This window comes from Paraburkholderia adhaesiva, assembly GCF_021390575.1.
In the GTDB taxonomy this organism is placed as follows: Bacteria; Pseudomonadota; Gammaproteobacteria; order Burkholderiales; family Burkholderiaceae; genus Paraburkholderia; species Paraburkholderia adhaesiva.
The window spans coordinates 1,048,644-1,064,242 of sequence record NZ_JAJEJQ010000001.1; the positions used below are offsets into that span (position 1 = coordinate 1,048,644).

A 15,599-nucleotide genomic window follows, 5' to 3' on the forward strand; every position below is an offset into this window, starting at 1 on the left:
GTCTGCCGCCCTATGATCCGCGCTTCAGGCGTCAGTGGGAACAAAAGGAACAAGGCATGAAGGCACGAATTACCCGCGCGGTGGCAGCCGTGCTGCAGTCGCTTGCGCTCGGGGCAGCGATCGCTTCTGGCGCGTGGGTTCAGGTTGCGCAGGCGCAGGCTAGCAAGCCGGCAGGTGCGCCGATCCAGCTCGCGCTGATCGAGGGCATGTCGGGTCCGTTCGCGGACGCGGGCGCGGCGGTGGAGCGCAACTTGCGTCTCGGTGTTGAACGCGTCAACGCGCGCGGCGGCGTGACGCTGCGCGATGGGCGCCATCCGCTCGAACTCGTCGTGCTCGACAGTAAAGGCAGCACCGAGGCGGCACTGATGCAACTGCGCGCCGCCGCAGACCGCCATATCGGTTTCATCCTGCAGGGTAATGGTTCGGCGGTGGCGGCGGCTCTCGTGACGGCGATCGAACGCCAGAACGCGCGCGAGCCCGATAACCGCGAGGTGTTCCTCAACTATTCCGCCGACGACCCCGCACTCACCGGCGCGAACTGCAGTTTCTGGCACTTCCGCTTCGATGCCCACGCGGGTATGCGTATGGACGCACTCGCGGATGTGATCGGTGCCGATCAGTCGGTCAAGAAGGTGTACCTGCTGAATCAGGATTACAGCTTCGGCCATGACGTGAGCACGCTTGCGCGGGCGACGCTGGCGAGCCGCCGCCCGGATATCGCCGTGGTCGGCGACGAGTTTCATCCGGTCGGCCGGGTGAAGGACTTCGCGCCCTATATCGCGAAGATTCGCGCTTCCGGTGCCGATGCCGTGATTACCGGCAACTGGGGCAGCGATCTCTCGCTGCTCGTGAAGTCTGCACGCGAGCAGGGGCTCGATACGAAGTTCTATACGTTCTATGGCAATAGCCTTGGTGCGCCGGCGGCACTCGGCGATGCGGGCGTCAAACGTGTGATTGCCGTTGCGGAATGGCATCCGAACGCAGGTGGCGCGGCCTCTGATGCGTGGTACGCGGCCTTTCGCGCACGCTATCCTGCGCCGCAGGACGACTATCCGGTGCTGCGCATGGAAATGCTCGTCGAAATGCTGGCGCAGGCGATGACCGCCGCCGGTTCGGCCGATCCGACTGCAGTGGCGAAGGCATTGGAGGGCATGCGCTTCGACAACGGCTTCCATCCGATGTGGATGCGCGTCGACGATCATCAGGTGATCCAGCCCCTTTACGTGATGCAGATGGACAAGGCGGGCACACCCGGCGTGCGTCACGACAACGAAGGGTCGGGCTACGGCTTTCGAACGGTGCTGGAACTGTCGCCACAAAGCACCGTGCCAGCTACGGTCTGCCGCATGAAGCGGCCGTGACGGCAGCGGGCATCGACGGGGCGGGGCGCTTACCCACGACGGACGGCCCCGTCGTGCGAGGATGTACACCCGGGGGGTGCCCCGGCCCGTGCCCGAGGTTCTACCGGCCTTCCCGCGACCCGGATCCTCGCCACCAGCCCCCGGTTCGCCGCGAATCGGCTCTGTGCTACAATACGCGCTTCGTTGTAACCCACGGCACGGCCTTTCTTCCGTGACCGCCCGTTAGCTTTATAGGAAAAGCAAATGTCCGTAGCAGATATCAAGAAGTCCGACATCGTCGCGCAATTCGCGCGCGGCACCGGCGACACGGGTTCGCCCGAAGTTCAGGTTGCACTCCTGACGTCGCGTATCAACGAACTGACCGGCCACTTCAAGTCGCACGCGAAGGATCACCACAGCCGCCGCGGTCTGCTGCGCATGGTGAGCCGCCGTCGTAAGCTCCTCGACTACCTGAAGGGCAAGGACGCTGATCGTTACCGCGCGCTGATCGAGAAGCTGGGTCTGCGCAAGTAACCGGAAGGTCTTCCAGCAAGATGCCTGTGTCAGTTCCGCTGATGCAGGCATTTTGTTTTTGAACGGTGCGCTTCGCACGAGGCGTACCGCATAAGCGGCACAATGCAGCAACTGTCGTACGTGTAAGCAAGCGCAGTATCAGCCAGGCCAGCCACGGGGCAGAGCTTTGTGTCATTCCAGCGGATCGCGCGTCAGCGCACCATCAGCGCACATCGAGCGCGATTCGCTGGAATGGCATAACACTCCTCTTCCTGCGTGGCGACGGTCCAAGTATTGCCGTGTCGCGCGCCAATGGCGCGCAACGCATAACAATGAGTAAGGAGTGACTTGACCATGACCATGTTCAATAAAGTCGTCAAAGAATTCAAATGGGGCCAGCACAATGTGCGCCTCGAAACGGGTGAGATCGCCCGTCAGGCAAGCGGCGCCGTCATCGTCGACGTCGAAGACACCGTCGTGCTCGCCACCGTCGTCGGTGCGAAGACTGCCAAGCCGGGCCAGGACTTCTTCCCGCTGACCGTCGACTACCTCGAAAAGACCTATTCCGCCGGCAAGATCCCGGGCGGCTTCTTCCGTCGCGAAGGCCGTCCGTCGGAAGGCGAGACGCTGATCTCGCGCCTGATCGACCGCCCGCTGCGTCCGCTCTTCCCGGAAGGTTTCTACAACGAAGTGCAGGTCGTCATTCACGTCCTGTCGATCAACCCGGAAATCCCGGCTGACATCCCCGCGCTGATTGGCGCGTCGGCGGCGTTGGCCGTTTCGGGCCTGCCGTTCAACGGCCCGGTCGGCGCGGCTCGCGTGGCCTACATCAACAACGAGTACGTGCTGAACCCGACGCGCGCGCAGATCAAGGAATCGAGCCTTGACCTCGTCGTCGCCGGTACGGAGCGCGCCGTGCTGATGGTGGAATCGGAAGCCCAGCAACTGCCGGAAGACGTGATGCTCGGCGCAGTGGTGTTCGGCCACGACCAGATGCAAATCGCCATCGACGCGATCCACGAACTCGTGCGTGACGGCGGCAAGCCCGAATGGGACTGGCAGCCGGCGCCGAAGAACGAAGCGCTGATCGCACGCATCACCGAAATCGCCAACACGGACCTGCTCGCTGCGTATCAACTGCGCGACAAGCAGCAACGTTCGACGAAGCTGAAGGAAGTCTACGCAGCAACGTCGGCGAAGCTCGAAGAAGAAGCCGCTGCCGCTGGCACGGTCGCGGCCGACAAGGCCACGGTCGGCAACATCATTTTCGATCTCGAAGCGAAGATCGTCCGCTCGCAGATCCTGAACGGCGAGCCGCGCATCGACGGTCGCGACACGCGCACCGTGCGTCCGATCGAGATCCGCACCGGCGTGCTGCCGCGCACCCACGGCTCGGCGCTGTTCACGCGCGGCGAGACGCAGGCGCTGGTCGTTGCGACGCTCGGCACGAAGGGCGATGAGCAGATCATCGACGCACTCGAAGGCGAGTACCGCGACCGCTTCATGCTCCACTACAACATGCCCCCGTTCGCGACCGGCGAAACGGGCCGCGTCGGTTCGCCGAAGCGTCGTGAAATCGGCCACGGCCGTCTCGCGAAGCGCGCGCTCGTCGCGTGCCTGCCGAGCGCCGAAGAGTTCGGCTACTCGATCCGCGTCGTGTCGGAAATCACCGAGTCGAACGGTTCGTCGTCGATGGCATCGGTGTGCGGCGGCTGCCTCGCGCTGATGGACGCCGGCGTGCCGATGAAGGCGCACGTCGCGGGTATCGCGATGGGCCTGATCCTCGAAGGTAACAAGTTCGCCGTGCTGACCGACATCCTCGGCGACGAAGATCACCTCGGCGACATGGACTTCAAGGTGGCCGGTACGGAAGCCGGCGTGACCGCGCTCCAGATGGACATCAAGATCCAGGGCATCACGAAGGAAATCATGCAGGTCGCGCTCGCGCAGGCGAAGGAAGGCCGCATGCACATCCTCGGCAAGATGACCTCGGCGGTTTCGGGCGTGAACACGGAGCTGTCGGCTTACGCTCCGCGCATGATCACCATCAAGATCAATCCGGAGAAGATCCGCGACGTGATCGGCAAGGGTGGTTCGGTGATCCGCGCGCTGACCGAAGAAACCGGCACGACGATCGACATCTCCGACGACGGCGTCGTGACCATCGCGAGCACGTCGAGCGAAGGCATGGCCGAAGCGAAGAAGCGCATCGAGAACATCACGGCTGAAATCGAAGTGGGCCAGGTGTATGAAGGTCCGGTTCTCAAGCTGCTGGATTTCGGCGCGATCGTGAACCTGCTGCCGGGCAAGGATGGTCTGCTGCACATCTCCGAGATCGCCAACGAGCGCATCAAGGACATCAACGACTATCTGAAGGAAGGCCAGATCGTGAAGGTCAAGGTCATCCAGACGGATGAGAAGGGCCGCGTACGCCTGTCGGCGAAGGCACTGCTGAACGAAGCAGCCGCCAATGCCAACGGCAACGACGGTGCGCCGCAAGGTGAACCGCAGCAGTAAGTAATGAGGTAGCCTGTAACGGCCGGCAGCGCAGCGCGCGCCGGCCGTTTTTCATGATGGGAAGCCTTGATGGCCCTGTGTATGCAACGCGTGCGCAACGCCATCAAGATCAGGGGGGAGCGAGATGAAGGCAGTCGAGATTACCGAATTCGGTGCGCCGGATGTGCTGAAGCTGACTGAGCGGCCGACGCCCGAACCGAAGGCGGGCGAAGTGCTCATCAAGGTAGCGGCGTCGGGCGTGAACCGTCCGGACGTGTTCCAGCGCAAGGGATCGTATGCGCCGCCGCCGGGCATCTCCGACCTGCCGGGGCTGGAAGTGGCGGGCGAGATCGTGGGCGGCACGATCGACGCGAAGAACAATCCGTTCGGCCTGAAGATCGGCGACCGCGTGTGCGCGCTGATCGCGGGCGGCGGCTATGCCGAATTCGCGGTTGCACCGCTCGGCCAGTGTCTTCCGGTGCCGAAGGGGCTCTCCGACGTCGAGGCTGCTTCGCTGCCCGAAACGTTTTTTACGGTCTGGTCCAACGTGTTCCAGCGCGGCCAGCTCGGCGCGGGCGAGGGCGGTGCGAACGAAACGCTGCTCGTGCAAGGCGGTTCGAGCGGCATCGGTGTGACGGCGATCCAGATGGCGCAGGCGCTCGGCTTTCGCGTGTTCGTGACGGCAGGCTCCGACGACAAGTGCCGCGCCTGTGAAGAACTGGGCGCCGAACGTGCGATTAACTATCGCACCGAAGATTTCGTCGAGGTCGTGAAGGCGCTGACGCACGATCGGGGCGTCGATGTGATTCTCGACATGGTCGGCGGCGGCTATGTGCCGCGCGAACTTTCTGCACTCGCGGACGGTGGCCGTATCGTGCTGATCGCGACGCTTGGTGGGTCGAAGGCGGAGGTCGCCATGCACGAGATTCTGCGCCGACGCCTGACGATTACGGGTTCGACGCTGCGCGCGCGACCCGTGGAATTCAAGGCGCGCATTGCTCGGGAGCTAAAGGAGCGCGTGTGGCCGCTTATCGAAGAGGGCCGCATCAAGCCTGTGGTGTTCCGCGTGTTTCCTGCCGCGAACGCTGCCGACGCGCATGCACTCATGGAGAGCAGCGAGCACATCGGCAAGATCGTGCTCGATTGGGGTCAGACGGCCTGAGCGCCCTTTGCCCCTCGTGCGGCTTGATTTTTGCGCCGCTTTTGTCAGTTCGCACGTGGAAATCCAGAGTCGCTGGTTTGACCGGCCTGGATTTCGCACAGTAAAATGATACGTTTTGCGTCCGCTTTTAACAGCAGCAGAATTAACGGAAGTTAACTGAAGGCGATGTCGAATCAACGATCCAAGCTTGTAGTCGGTAACTGGAAAATGCACGGGCGCCTCGCGCCGAATGCAGCGCTGCTGCAGGGCGTCGCGCGCGGCGCGCAGACGCTGCCGCAAGACGTGCGAGTGGGCGTGTGCGTGCCGTATCCGTATCTCGCGCAGGCGCAGGCGCTACTCGGTGGAAGTCGTGTGGCCTGGGGTGCGCAAGACGTATCGGCGCACGAGCAGGGTGCGTACACCGGCGAAGTCGCGGCGGGTATGGTTGCCGACTTCGAGGCGATGTACGCGATCGTCGGTCACTCGGAGCGGCGCGCGTACCACGGCGAAAGCCCGGAACTCGTGGCGGCAAAGACTCAGCGCGCGCTGGCTGCGGGCCTTACGCCCATCGTCTGTGTGGGTGAGACGCTCGACGAGCGCGAATCCGGCGCGACCGAGCGTGTGGTCAGTGCTCAGCTCGATGCGGTGCTCGCTGTGTTGTCGGCTGATGAGGCTGCGCGCATCGTTGTGGCCTACGAGCCGGTCTGGGCCATTGGTACTGGAAAGAGCGCGACGTCGGAGCAGGCTCAGCAGGTCCATGCTTTCTTGCGCGCGCGCCTTGCCGCCAAGGGAGCGCAGGTCGCGGATGTGCCGTTGCTCTACGGTGGCAGTGTGAAGCCGGAAAATGCGGCCGAACTGTTTCGTCAGGGTGATATCGACGGCGGCCTGATTGGCGGTGCGGCGTTGAAGGAAGGGGATTTTCTCGCGATTTGCGTGGCCGCCGCGGCGGCTGCGGATATCGCGGGCTGAGAGCTTCGCGCGTGCCCTCGAGAGGGGCGCGCAGGCGACGTATGCGCGGGCCGTAGAGGGCGTGCGCTCAACAACGAGTCAGGTGAGTGTGATGCTGGTTTTGAAAACATTGGTTATCGTCGTGCAGCTTCTGTCGGCGCTTGGGGTGATCGGCCTCGTGCTGCTGCAGCACGGCAAAGGCGCTGACATGGGTGCCGCTTTCGGTAGCGGTGCTTCGGGCAGTCTGTTCGGTGCGAGCGGTTCCGCGAACTTCCTGTCGCGCACGACCGCAGTGCTGGCGACGCTGTTTTTCGTATCGACCCTTGCATTAACGTACCTGGGGTCTTATCATGCGAAGCCTTCGGCTGGCGTGCTTGGTGCTACGGCTCCTGCTCCGGTTGCGGCATCCCCGGTTGTGGCTCCTGTAGCGGCTTCACCGGTGGCTGCATCGCCCGTAGCAGCATCCCCGGTAGCAGCATCTCCGGCCGCAGCGGCGACGCATCCTGGCAATGACGTTCCGAAATAAAAAATTCAAAAAACTTGGTTTTGTGCGTTGAACAATTCACGAGAACAGGTTAGAATTTAAGTCTTGAAGCGATTCGCGGGTTTCAACGAGAAATTGTTCTCCCGGATTGCATGTAGTGCCGACGTGGTGAAATTGGTAGACACGCTATCTTGAGGGGGTAGTGGCGAAAGCTGTGCGAGTTCGAGTCTCGCCGTCGGCACCAATGTTATCTAAAAAATGCCAGCCGCTTGCTTCAGCTTCGGCTGGCATTTTTGCTTTTAGATCGTGTTAGTTTGTTGTTCGCAGCGCGTAGTACGTGTAGTGATACCCGCAGAGTGATACGTCCCTGCGGATCCCCGAACCAAACCGATAGAGGATAGCCTTGAACCTCGCTGCCTATTACCCCGTCCTGTTGTTCATTGTCGTAGGTCTCGGTCTGGGCATAGCGCTGGTTACCATCGGCAAGATCCTCGGTCCCAACCGACCAGACAGCGAAAAAAATTCGCCGTACGAGTGCGGCTTCGAAGCGTTCGAAGACGCGCGCATGAAGTTCGACGTGCGCTACTACCTGGTCGCCATTCTCTTCATCATCTTCGACCTTGAAACCGCGTTCCTGTTTCCGTGGGGTGTAGCCCTGCGTGACATCGGCTGGCCCGGCTTTCTGGCGATGATGGTATTTCTGCTCGAATTCCTGCTGGGCTTTGCCTACATCTGGAAGAAAGGTGGTCTTGACTGGGAATGACGGGTTAATCGCCGGATAGCATGAATGGTGCTGCGGGGAACACTGCGGGCCGTTCGTCTGGAGTGGAAAACAAATGAGTATCGAAGGGGTCTTGAAGGAAGGGTTTGTCACCACTACGGCTGACAAGCTGATCAACTGGACGCGCACCGGCTCGCTGTGGCCGATGACGTTCGGGCTTGCATGTTGCGCGGTTGAGATGATGCACGCGGGCGCGGCCCGCTATGACCTCGACCGCTTCGGTGTCGTGTTCCGTCCGAGCCCGCGCCAGTCCGACGTGATGATCGTCGCCGGCACGCTGTGCAACAAGATGGCACCAGCGCTGCGCAAGGTCTACGACCAGATGGCCGAGCCGCGCTGGGTGATCTCGATGGGGTCGTGCGCCAACGGCGGCGGCTATTACCACTATTCGTATTCGGTTGTGCGCGGTTGCGATCGCATCGTGCCGGTCGATGTCTACGTGCCGGGTTGCCCTCCCACTGCGGAAGCCCTGGTCTACGGGGTGATCCAGCTGCAGGCGAAGATCCGTCGCACCAACACCATCGCCCGTCAATAAAGGCCGCGTGCCTCCCCACAATATGGCAAGCAAACTCGAGACCCTGAAAGCGAACCTCGAAGCAGCCCTTGGCGCGCGCGTCGTCAGTCTTACCGAGGCACTCGGCGAGCTGACGCTGGTCGTCAAGGCGGGCGATTATCTGGGCGTCGCGAAGGAACTGCGCGACAACCCCACGCTGCGCTTCGAACAGTTGATCGACCTGTGTGGCCTGGACTATCAGGCCTACGGTGATGGTGCGTGGGAAGGCCCGCGCTTCGCTGCCGTGTCGCACCTGCTCTCGATCGCGAATAACTGGCGTCTGCGTCTGCGCGTATTCGCGCCCGACGACGCAGTGCCCATCGTGCCGTCGCTCGTCGAGATCTGGAATTCGACGAACTGGTACGAGCGCGAAGCGTTCGACCTCTACGGCATCGTCTTCGAAGGTCATCCGGACCTGCGCCGCATCCTCACCGACTACGGCTTCATCGGCCATCCGTTCCGCAAGGACTTCCCGGTTTCGGGTTACGTCGAAATGCGTTACGACCCGGAGCAGAAGCGCGTCGTCTATCAGCCGGTGACGATCGAGCCGCGCGAAATCACGCCGCGTGTGATCCGCGAGGATCGGTACGGTGGTCTGAAGAAACACTAAGAGGGTCGCATGTCCGAGATCAAAAACTACACGCTCAACTTCGGCCCGCAGCACCCGGCAGCGCACGGTGTGCTGCGCCTCGTGCTCGAGCTCGATGGTGAAGTGATCCAGCGCGCCGATCCGCACATCGGCCTTCTGCACCGCGCGACTGAAAAGCTCGCCGAAAGCAAGACCTTCATCCAGTCGGTGCCGTACATGGACCGCCTCGACTACGTGTCGATGATGGTCAACGAGCACGGTTACGTGCTCGCGATCGAAAAGCTGCTCGGCATCGAAGTGCCGGTGCGCGCGAAGTACATCCGCGTGCTGTTCGACGAAATCACGCGCGTGCTGAACCACCTGATGTGGATCGGCTCGCACGCACTCGACGTCGGCGCGATGGCGGTCTTCCTCTACGCGTTCCGTGAGCGCGAAGATCTGATGGATGTCTATGAGGCGGTGTCGGGCGCGCGCATGCACGCGGCCTACTATCGCCCGGGCGGCGTCTATCGCGATCTGCCCGACGCGATGCCGCAATACAAGGCGTCGAAGCTCCACAACGAGCGCGCGCTCGCGAAGATGAACGAAGCGCGTCAGGGTTCGCTGCTCGATTTCATCGACGATTTCTTCACGCGCTTCCCGGGCTGTGTCGATGAGTACGAAACGCTGCTCACCGACAACCGCATCTGGAAGCAGCGGCTTGTGGGCATCGGCGTGGTGAGCCCCGAGCGTGCGATGCAGCTCGGTCTTACCGGCGCGATGCTGCGCGGTTCGGGTATCGAATGGGATCTGCGCAAGAAGCAGCCGTACGAAGTCTACGATCAGATGGACTTCGACATCCCGGTCGGCGTGAATGGCGACTGCTACGACCGCTATCTCGTGCGTGTCGAGGAAATGCGTCAGTCCACGCGCATTGCGAAGCAGTGTATTGAGTGGCTGCGCAAGAATCCCGGCCCGGTGATGATCGACAATCACAAGATCGCTCCGCCGTCGCGCGTGAACATGAAGTCGAACATGGAAGAGCTGATTCACCACTTCAAGCTCTTCAGCGAAGGCTTCCACGTGCCCGCGGGCGAGGCATACGCCGCGGTCGAGCATCCGAAGGGCGAGTTCGGCATCTATCTCGTGTCGGATGGTGCGAACAAGCCGTATCGCCTGAAGATTCGCGCACCGGGCTATGCGCACCTGGCCGCGCTCGATGAGATGGCGCGCGGTCACATGATTGCAGACGCAGTGACGATCATTGGTACGCAGGACATTGTGTTCGGCGAGATCGATCGCTAAGCGGGCAACATCCGGCGCGCCCCGGGGGCTCGGGCGCGTGCCGCGCAACATGCCGGGAACGCCACGTCTGTCGCAGCAAGCGGTAATGCAGCATGTGCGACAGGTTTTCGTTCGGTAGGAATTGAAAGAGTCGTGTCTGAAAATGATCTCAGCTGAAGGCCTGAAAGAAATCGATCGCGCGTTGACGAAGTACCCCGCCGATCAGAGACAGTCCGCCGTGATGGCGGCACTGGCCGTCGCTCAAGAAGAGCATGGCTGGCTGTCGCCCGAACTCATGCAGTTCGTGGCCGACTACATTGGCATGCCGCCTGTCGCGGTCCAGGAAGTCGCTACCTTCTACACGATGTTCGAGACGAAGCCGGTCGGCAAGCACAAGATCACGCTCTGCACGAACCTGCCGTGCCAGCTCGGTCCGGATGGCGGCTCCGACAGCACGGCCGCTTACCTGAAGCAGAAGCTCGGAATCGACTTCGGCGAAACCACACCCGATGGCAAGTTCACCCTGAAAGAGGGCGAGTGCATGGGCGCGTGTGGCGATGCGCCGGTGCTGCTCGTGAACAACCACCGCATGTGCAGCTTCATGAGCCGCGAGAAGATCGACCAGCTGCTCGAGGAACTTTCGAAATGACCTCTCTGCACAACCGGCACATCAAACCGCTGATTCTCGCCGGCCTTAACGGCGACAACTGGCACCTCGAAGACTACGTGGCACGCGGCGGTTACAAGCAGCTGCGCCGCATTCTCGAAGAAAAGATTCCGCCCGAGCAGGTGATCGCCGACGTCAAGGCGTCGGGTCTGCGTGGCCGCGGCGGTGCGGGCTTCCCCACCGGCCTGAAGTGGAGCTTCATGCCGCGCCAGTTCCCGGGACAGAAGTATCTCGTCTGTAACTCAGATGAGGGCGAGCCGGGCACTTTCAAGGACCGCGACATTCTGCGCTGGAATCCGCACTCGGTGATCGAAGGCATGGCCATCGGCGCTTACGCCATGGGCATCACCGTCGGATACAACTACATCCACGGCGAGATCTTCGAGGTTTATCGCCGCTTCGAGGCTGCGCTTGAAGAAGCGCGCCAGGCGGGCTATCTCGGCGACAACATTCTCGGCACCGACTTCTCGTTCCAGTTGCACGCGCACCACGGTTATGGCGCGTACATTTGCGGCGAAGAAACGGCACTGCTCGAGTCGCTCGAAGGCAAGAAGGGTCAGCCGCGCTTCAAGCCGCCGTTCCCGGCGAGCTTCGGCGTGTACGGCAAGCCCACCACGATCAACAACACCGAGACGTTTGCCGCGGTTCCGTTCCTGCTGGAAGTCGGTCCGCAGGCGTACATGGAACTCGGCAAGCCGAACAACGGCGGCACGAAGATTTTCTCGATTGCTGGCGACGTTGAGCGTCCGGGCAACTATGAAATTCCGCTCGGCACCCCGTTCGCGACGCTCATGGAGCTGGCCGGCGGCGTGCGCGGCGGCAAGAAGCTCAAGGCGGTGATTCCTGGTGGATCGTCGGCGCCGGTGATTCCGGGCGACCTGATGATGCAGACCGACATGGACTACGACTCGATCGCGAAGCAGGGCTCGATGCTCGGCTCGGGCGCGGTCATCGTCATGGACGAGACGCGTTGCATGGTGCGTTCGCTGCTGCGTCTTTCGTACTTCTATTACGAAGAGTCGTGCGGTCAGTGCACGCCGTGCCGCGAAGGCACGGGCTGGATGTATCGCGTCGTGAACCGCATCGAAAACGGCCAGGGCCGCCAGGAAGACCTGGACCTGCTGAATTCGGTGGCGGGCAACATCATGGGCCGCACGATCTGTGCGCTCGGCGATGCGGCTGCGATGCCGGTGCGCGGCATGCTCAAGCACTACTGGGACGAATTCGAATATCACGTGCACAACAAGCGTTGCCTCGTCGGCGGACATGCCGGCTCGCACGCGGCATCGGAGACGGTGACCGTCTGAGGGCGGAGCGCGGAAGGGGAGACCTGGGTGCGTGCCGCGAAGCGCGACGCATCCCGGTAGACCGCGGTGAACGATTGAGCGGTAACAGGTTAGGGACGATTAACCATCATGGTTGAACTTGAAATAGACGGCAAGAAGGTGGAAGTGCCCGCGGGCAGCATGGTGATCCAGGCTGCGCAGCAGGCGGACACGTACATTCCGCACTTCTGCTATCACAAGAAGCTGTCGATCGCGGCCAACTGCCGGATGTGTCTTGTCGATGTCGAGAAGATGCCGAAGGCCGTGCCCGCATGCGCGACGCCGGTGTCCCCGGGCATGATCGTGCGCACGACGTCCGATAAGGCCGTGCAGGGCCAGCAAGCCGTGATGGAGTTCCTGCTGATCAATCACCCGCTCGACTGCCCGATCTGCGACCAGGGCGGCGAATGCCAGTTGCAGGACCTCGCGGTCGGCTACGGCAAATCGGCTTCGCGCTACAGCGAAGAAAAGCGCGTGGTGTTTCACAAGAACGTCGGTCCGCTCATCTCGATGGAAGAGATGTCGCGCTGCATTCACTGCACGCGCTGCGTGCGCTTCGGCGACGAAATCGCGGGCGTGATGGAACTGGGCATGCTCGGCCGTGGCGAGCACTCGGAAATCACGTCGTTCGTCGGCAAGACCGTCGACTCGGAACTGTCGGGCAACATGATCGACCTGTGCCCGGTTGGCGCACTCACGAGCAAGCCGTTCCGCTACAGCGCACGTACGTGGGAACTCTCGCGCCGCAAGTCGGTGAGCCCGCACGACTCGACGGGTGCGAACCTCGTCGTGCAGGTGAAGAACAACCGCGTGATGCGCGTGCTGCCGTACGAGAACGAAGCGATCAACGAATGCTGGATCTCGGACAAGGACCGCTTCTCGTACGAAGGAGTCAATAGCGAAGAGCGCCTGACCCACCCGATGATCAAGCAGGGCGGTCAGTGGATTGAAACCGACTGGCAGTCGGCGCTCGCGTACGTCGTGAAGGGCATCAAGGGCATCAGCGACGAGCATGGCGAAAACATGATCGCCGCGCTTGCCAGCCCGCACAGCACGATCGAAGAACTCTACCTGCTCAAGCAGTTCGCGAACGCCATCGGCACGCCGAACGTCGATTTCCGTCTGCGCCAGAGCGATTTTTCGGCACCGGTCACGGGCGCACCGTGGCTCGGCACGAAGATCGCCGATCTGACGTACGCCGACGCCGCGTTTGTGATCGGCTCGTTCCTGCGCCGCGACCATGCGCTGTTCGCAGCGCGTCTGCGCCAGGCAGCGAAGGGCGGCGCGAAGGTCACGCTGCTTCAGTCCAGCAACGACAACGCGCTGATCCAGAACGCGCAGCGCATCGTCGCGGCACCGTCGGCATGGCTCGACGAACTCGCTGGCGTCGCAGTCGCGGTCGCGCAAGCCAAGGGCGTCGCTGTGCCGGAAGCATTCGCAAACGCGCAAGCTAGCGACGCTGCGAAGCAGGTTGCCGCATCGCTTGCGAGCGGCGAACGCCGCTTCGTGCTGCTCGGCAATACGGCCGTCCAGCACCCGGACTTCTCGCGCCTGCATGCCGCGGCGCAATTCATCGCCGATACGACTGGCGCAACGCTCGGCTTCCTCACCGAAGCGGGCAACACGGTCGGTGCATACCTCGCGGATACGCTGCCGGGCAACGGCGGCCTCAACGCACGCGAAGCGTTCGAGCAGCCGCGCAAGGGTTATCTGCTGCTCAACGTCGAGCCGGAATTCGATAGCGCGAATCCGGCGGTGGCGCGCGCGGCACTCGACCAGGCGGAAATGGTTGTGATGTTCTCGCCGTTCAAGGCGGGCCTCGACTACGCGGACGTGCTGCTGCCGATCGCGCCGTACACCGAAACGTCGGGTACCTTCGTGAACGCCGAAGGTACGGTCCAGAGCTTCAACGGCGTTGTCCGTCCGCTCGGCGAAACGCGTCCGGCGTGGAAGGTGCTGCGCGTACTGGGCACGATGCTCGGCGCGAACGGCTTCGAATACGAAACTTCGGAAGAAGTGCGTCGCAAGGCGCTGGGCGACGGCAGCTTTGCCGCTCGTCTGTCGAACAAGGCCGGTGCGCCGCTTTCGAAGGGCACGATGGCCGCGACGGCACAAGGGCGCTTCGAGCGCATCGCCGACGTGCCGATCTATCACGCCGATTCGCTCGTGCGCCGCGCCGATGCGCTGCAGCTTACGGCGGCGGCCCGCGTGGCGAACTCGGTCGGTCTGCCGGCCGCGCTCTTCGATCAGCTTGGCCTGAAGGATGGCGACGCCGTGCGCGTGCGCCAGGGCGATCTGTCGGTGAGCGCGCCCGCTACGCGCGATGCGAATCTTGCGCCGACGGTGGTGCGTGTGTCGGCGGCAACGCCGGCCGGCGCACAACTCGGCAGCCTGTTCGGTGAACTGCTGGTGGAGAAGGCGTAAATGAGCTTGTTCGAAACGATCAATGCAGGCGGCAGCCAGTTGCTCGGCGTGGCGTGGCCCACGGTGTGGGCGTTGGTGCGCATTCTCGTCGTCGCGGTGGTGATCCTGCTGTGCGTCGCGTACCTGATCCTCTGGGAGCGCAAGCTCATCGGCTGGATGCACGTGCGTCTCGGTCCGAACCGCGTCGGTCCCGCAGGTCTTCTGCAGCCGATCGCCGACGTGCTGAAGCTGCTGCTCAAGGAAGTCATTCAGCCTGCGCAGGCGAGCCGCTGGATCTACATGATCGCGCCGATCATGGTGGTGGTGCCGGCGTTTGCGGTCTGGGCGGTGATTCCGTTTCAGGCGGGCGCGGTGCTCGGCGACATCAACGCAGGTCTGCTCTATGTGATGGCAATCTCGTCGATCGGTGTCTACGGCGTGATTCTCGCGGGCTGGGCCTCGAATTCGAAGTACGCGTTCCTCGGCTCCATGCGAGCCGCGGCGCAGATGGTGTCCTACGAAATCGCGATGGGCTTCGCGCTCGTGGTCGTGCTGATGGTGTCGGGCAGCCTGAATCTCTCGGACATCGTTCACGGCCAGATGCGCGGCATCTTCGCTAGCTGGGGCATCACGTTCCTCTCGTGGAACTGGCTGCCGCTTCTGCCGATGTTCGTCGTCTACTTCATCTCGGGCATCGCCGAAACGAACCGCCACCCGTTCGACGTGGTGGAAGGGGAGTCGGAAATCGTCGCCGGTCACATGATCGATTACTCGGGGATGGGCTTTGCGCTGTTCTTCCTCGCCGAGTACATCAACATGATCGTGATCTCGGCACTCGCCTCGGTCATGTTCCTTGGTGGCTGGAGCGCGCCGTTCGCCTTCCTCGATTTCATCCCGGGCGTGTTCTGGCTCGTGCTGAAGGTCTTCTTCCTGCTGTCGGTCTTCATCTGGGCCCGCGCGACGTTCCCGCGCTATCGCTATGACCAGATCATGCGTCTCGGCTGGAAGGTGTTCATTCCGGTGTGCGTGGTGTGGCTCATCGTGGTCGGCTTCTGGTACATGTCGCCGCTGAGCATCTGGAAATAAAGGGCGGACG

14 protein-coding genes and 1 tRNA gene are annotated in these 15,599 nt (G+C 62.5%); all 15 read left to right on the top strand.

All coding sequences use genetic code 11. From position 1 onward, the window contains the following. The first annotated feature begins 56 nt into the window (after positions 1 to 56). The 15 genes from L0U80_RS04600 to nuoH all read left to right on the top strand — a co-directional run bounded on the left by L0U80_RS04600 (position 57) and on the right by nuoH (position 15,589). Positions 57 to 1,361, top strand: coding sequence for a branched-chain amino acid ABC transporter substrate-binding protein (locus L0U80_RS04600; RefSeq protein WP_233862803.1), 1,305 nt, complete (start codon positions 57 to 59; stop codon positions 1,359 to 1,361). A 243-nt stretch (positions 1,362 to 1,604) separates the two neighbouring features. Next, complete coding sequence (rpsO, locus tag L0U80_RS04605; RefSeq protein ID WP_027795476.1) at positions 1,605 to 1,874, top strand: 30S ribosomal protein S15; 270 nt, start codon at positions 1,605 to 1,607, stop codon at positions 1,872 to 1,874. A gap of 333 nt (positions 1,875 to 2,207) precedes the next feature. Then, a complete protein-coding gene (gene pnp / locus L0U80_RS04610; RefSeq protein WP_233862804.1) occupies positions 2,208 to 4,370 on the top strand; it encodes a polyribonucleotide nucleotidyltransferase in 2,163 nt (720 codons plus the stop codon). Positions 4,371 to 4,494: 124 nt separating this feature from the next. Further along, a complete protein-coding gene (locus tag L0U80_RS04615; RefSeq protein WP_233862806.1) occupies positions 4,495 to 5,511 on the top strand; it encodes an NAD(P)H-quinone oxidoreductase in 1,017 nt (338 codons plus the stop codon). Positions 5,512 to 5,676: 165 nt separating this feature from the next. Then, on the top strand, positions 5,677 to 6,459 hold the full coding sequence (tpiA, locus tag L0U80_RS04620; RefSeq protein ID WP_233862808.1) for a triose-phosphate isomerase: 783 nt from the start codon (positions 5,677 to 5,679) through the stop codon (positions 6,457 to 6,459). A gap of 91 nt (positions 6,460 to 6,550) precedes the next feature. Beyond that, positions 6,551 to 6,964, top strand: a complete 414-nt coding sequence (secG, locus tag L0U80_RS04625; RefSeq protein ID WP_233862810.1) for a preprotein translocase subunit SecG — start codon at positions 6,551 to 6,553, stop codon at positions 6,962 to 6,964. A gap of 117 nt (positions 6,965 to 7,081) precedes the next feature. Then, positions 7,082 to 7,166, top strand: a tRNA-Leu gene (locus tag L0U80_RS04630). Positions 7,167 to 7,325: 159 nt separating this feature from the next. Beyond that, positions 7,326 to 7,685: an NADH-quinone oxidoreductase subunit A gene (locus L0U80_RS04635; RefSeq protein WP_124150159.1), complete on the top strand. Its 360-nt coding sequence runs from the start codon at positions 7,326 to 7,328 to the stop codon at positions 7,683 to 7,685. A gap of 73 nt (positions 7,686 to 7,758) precedes the next feature. Next, positions 7,759 to 8,238, top strand: a complete 480-nt coding sequence (locus tag L0U80_RS04640; protein ID WP_006052903.1) for a NuoB/complex I 20 kDa subunit family protein — start codon at positions 7,759 to 7,761, stop codon at positions 8,236 to 8,238. Between the two features lie 22 nt (positions 8,239 to 8,260). After that, positions 8,261 to 8,866, top strand: a complete 606-nt coding sequence (locus L0U80_RS04645) for an NADH-quinone oxidoreductase subunit C (protein WP_233862812.1) — start codon at positions 8,261 to 8,263, stop codon at positions 8,864 to 8,866. A 9-nt stretch (positions 8,867 to 8,875) separates the two neighbouring features. Next, positions 8,876 to 10,129, top strand: a complete 1,254-nt coding sequence (locus L0U80_RS04650; RefSeq protein ID WP_233862814.1) for an NADH-quinone oxidoreductase subunit D — start codon at positions 8,876 to 8,878, stop codon at positions 10,127 to 10,129. 142 nt (positions 10,130 to 10,271) lie between these two features. Beyond that, entirely contained in the window at positions 10,272 to 10,757 is a 486-nt protein-coding gene (gene nuoE / locus L0U80_RS04655; protein WP_233862816.1) for an NADH-quinone oxidoreductase subunit NuoE, read from the top strand. Then, positions 10,754 to 12,082, top strand: coding sequence for an NADH-quinone oxidoreductase subunit NuoF (gene nuoF / locus L0U80_RS04660; RefSeq protein ID WP_233862817.1), 1,329 nt, complete (start codon positions 10,754 to 10,756; stop codon positions 12,080 to 12,082). The genes nuoE and nuoF overlap by 4 nt, the downstream gene beginning before the upstream one ends. Before the next feature lie 108 nt (positions 12,083 to 12,190). Then, a complete protein-coding gene (nuoG, locus tag L0U80_RS04665) occupies positions 12,191 to 14,524 on the top strand; it encodes an NADH-quinone oxidoreductase subunit NuoG (RefSeq protein ID WP_233862818.1) in 2,334 nt (777 codons plus the stop codon). Further along, positions 14,525 to 15,589, top strand: a complete 1,065-nt coding sequence (nuoH, locus tag L0U80_RS04670) for an NADH-quinone oxidoreductase subunit NuoH (RefSeq protein WP_233862819.1) — start codon at positions 14,525 to 14,527, stop codon at positions 15,587 to 15,589. Positions 15,590 to 15,599 lie beyond the last annotated feature (10 nt).

Excerpts from the sequence above, each read along its gene's own strand:
- L0U80_RS04600 (WP_233862803.1), top strand. The coding sequence starts at position 57 with ATGAAGGCACGAATTACCCGCGCGGTGGCAGCCGTGCTGCAGTCGCTT.
- rpsO (WP_027795476.1), top strand. The coding sequence starts at position 1,605 with ATGTCCGTAGCAGATATCAAGAAGTCCGACATCGTCGCGCAATTCGCG.
- pnp (WP_233862804.1), top strand. The coding sequence starts at position 2,208 with ATGACCATGTTCAATAAAGTCGTCAAAGAATTCAAATGGGGCCAGCAC.
- L0U80_RS04615 (WP_233862806.1), top strand. The coding sequence starts at position 4,495 with ATGAAGGCAGTCGAGATTACCGAATTCGGTGCGCCGGATGTGCTGAAG.
- tpiA (WP_233862808.1), top strand. The coding sequence starts at position 5,677 with ATGTCGAATCAACGATCCAAGCTTGTAGTCGGTAACTGGAAAATGCAC.
- secG (WP_233862810.1), top strand. The coding sequence starts at position 6,551 with ATGCTGGTTTTGAAAACATTGGTTATCGTCGTGCAGCTTCTGTCGGCG.
- L0U80_RS04640 (WP_006052903.1), top strand. The coding sequence starts at position 7,759 with ATGAGTATCGAAGGGGTCTTGAAGGAAGGGTTTGTCACCACTACGGCT.
- L0U80_RS04645 (WP_233862812.1), top strand. The coding sequence starts at position 8,261 with ATGGCAAGCAAACTCGAGACCCTGAAAGCGAACCTCGAAGCAGCCCTT.
- L0U80_RS04650 (WP_233862814.1), top strand. The coding sequence starts at position 8,876 with ATGTCCGAGATCAAAAACTACACGCTCAACTTCGGCCCGCAGCACCCG.
- nuoE (WP_233862816.1), top strand. The coding sequence starts at position 10,272 with ATGATCTCAGCTGAAGGCCTGAAAGAAATCGATCGCGCGTTGACGAAG.
- nuoF (WP_233862817.1), top strand. The coding sequence starts at position 10,754 with ATGACCTCTCTGCACAACCGGCACATCAAACCGCTGATTCTCGCCGGC.
- nuoG (WP_233862818.1), top strand. The coding sequence starts at position 12,191 with ATGGTTGAACTTGAAATAGACGGCAAGAAGGTGGAAGTGCCCGCGGGC.
- nuoH (WP_233862819.1), top strand. The coding sequence starts at position 14,525 with ATGAGCTTGTTCGAAACGATCAATGCAGGCGGCAGCCAGTTGCTCGGC.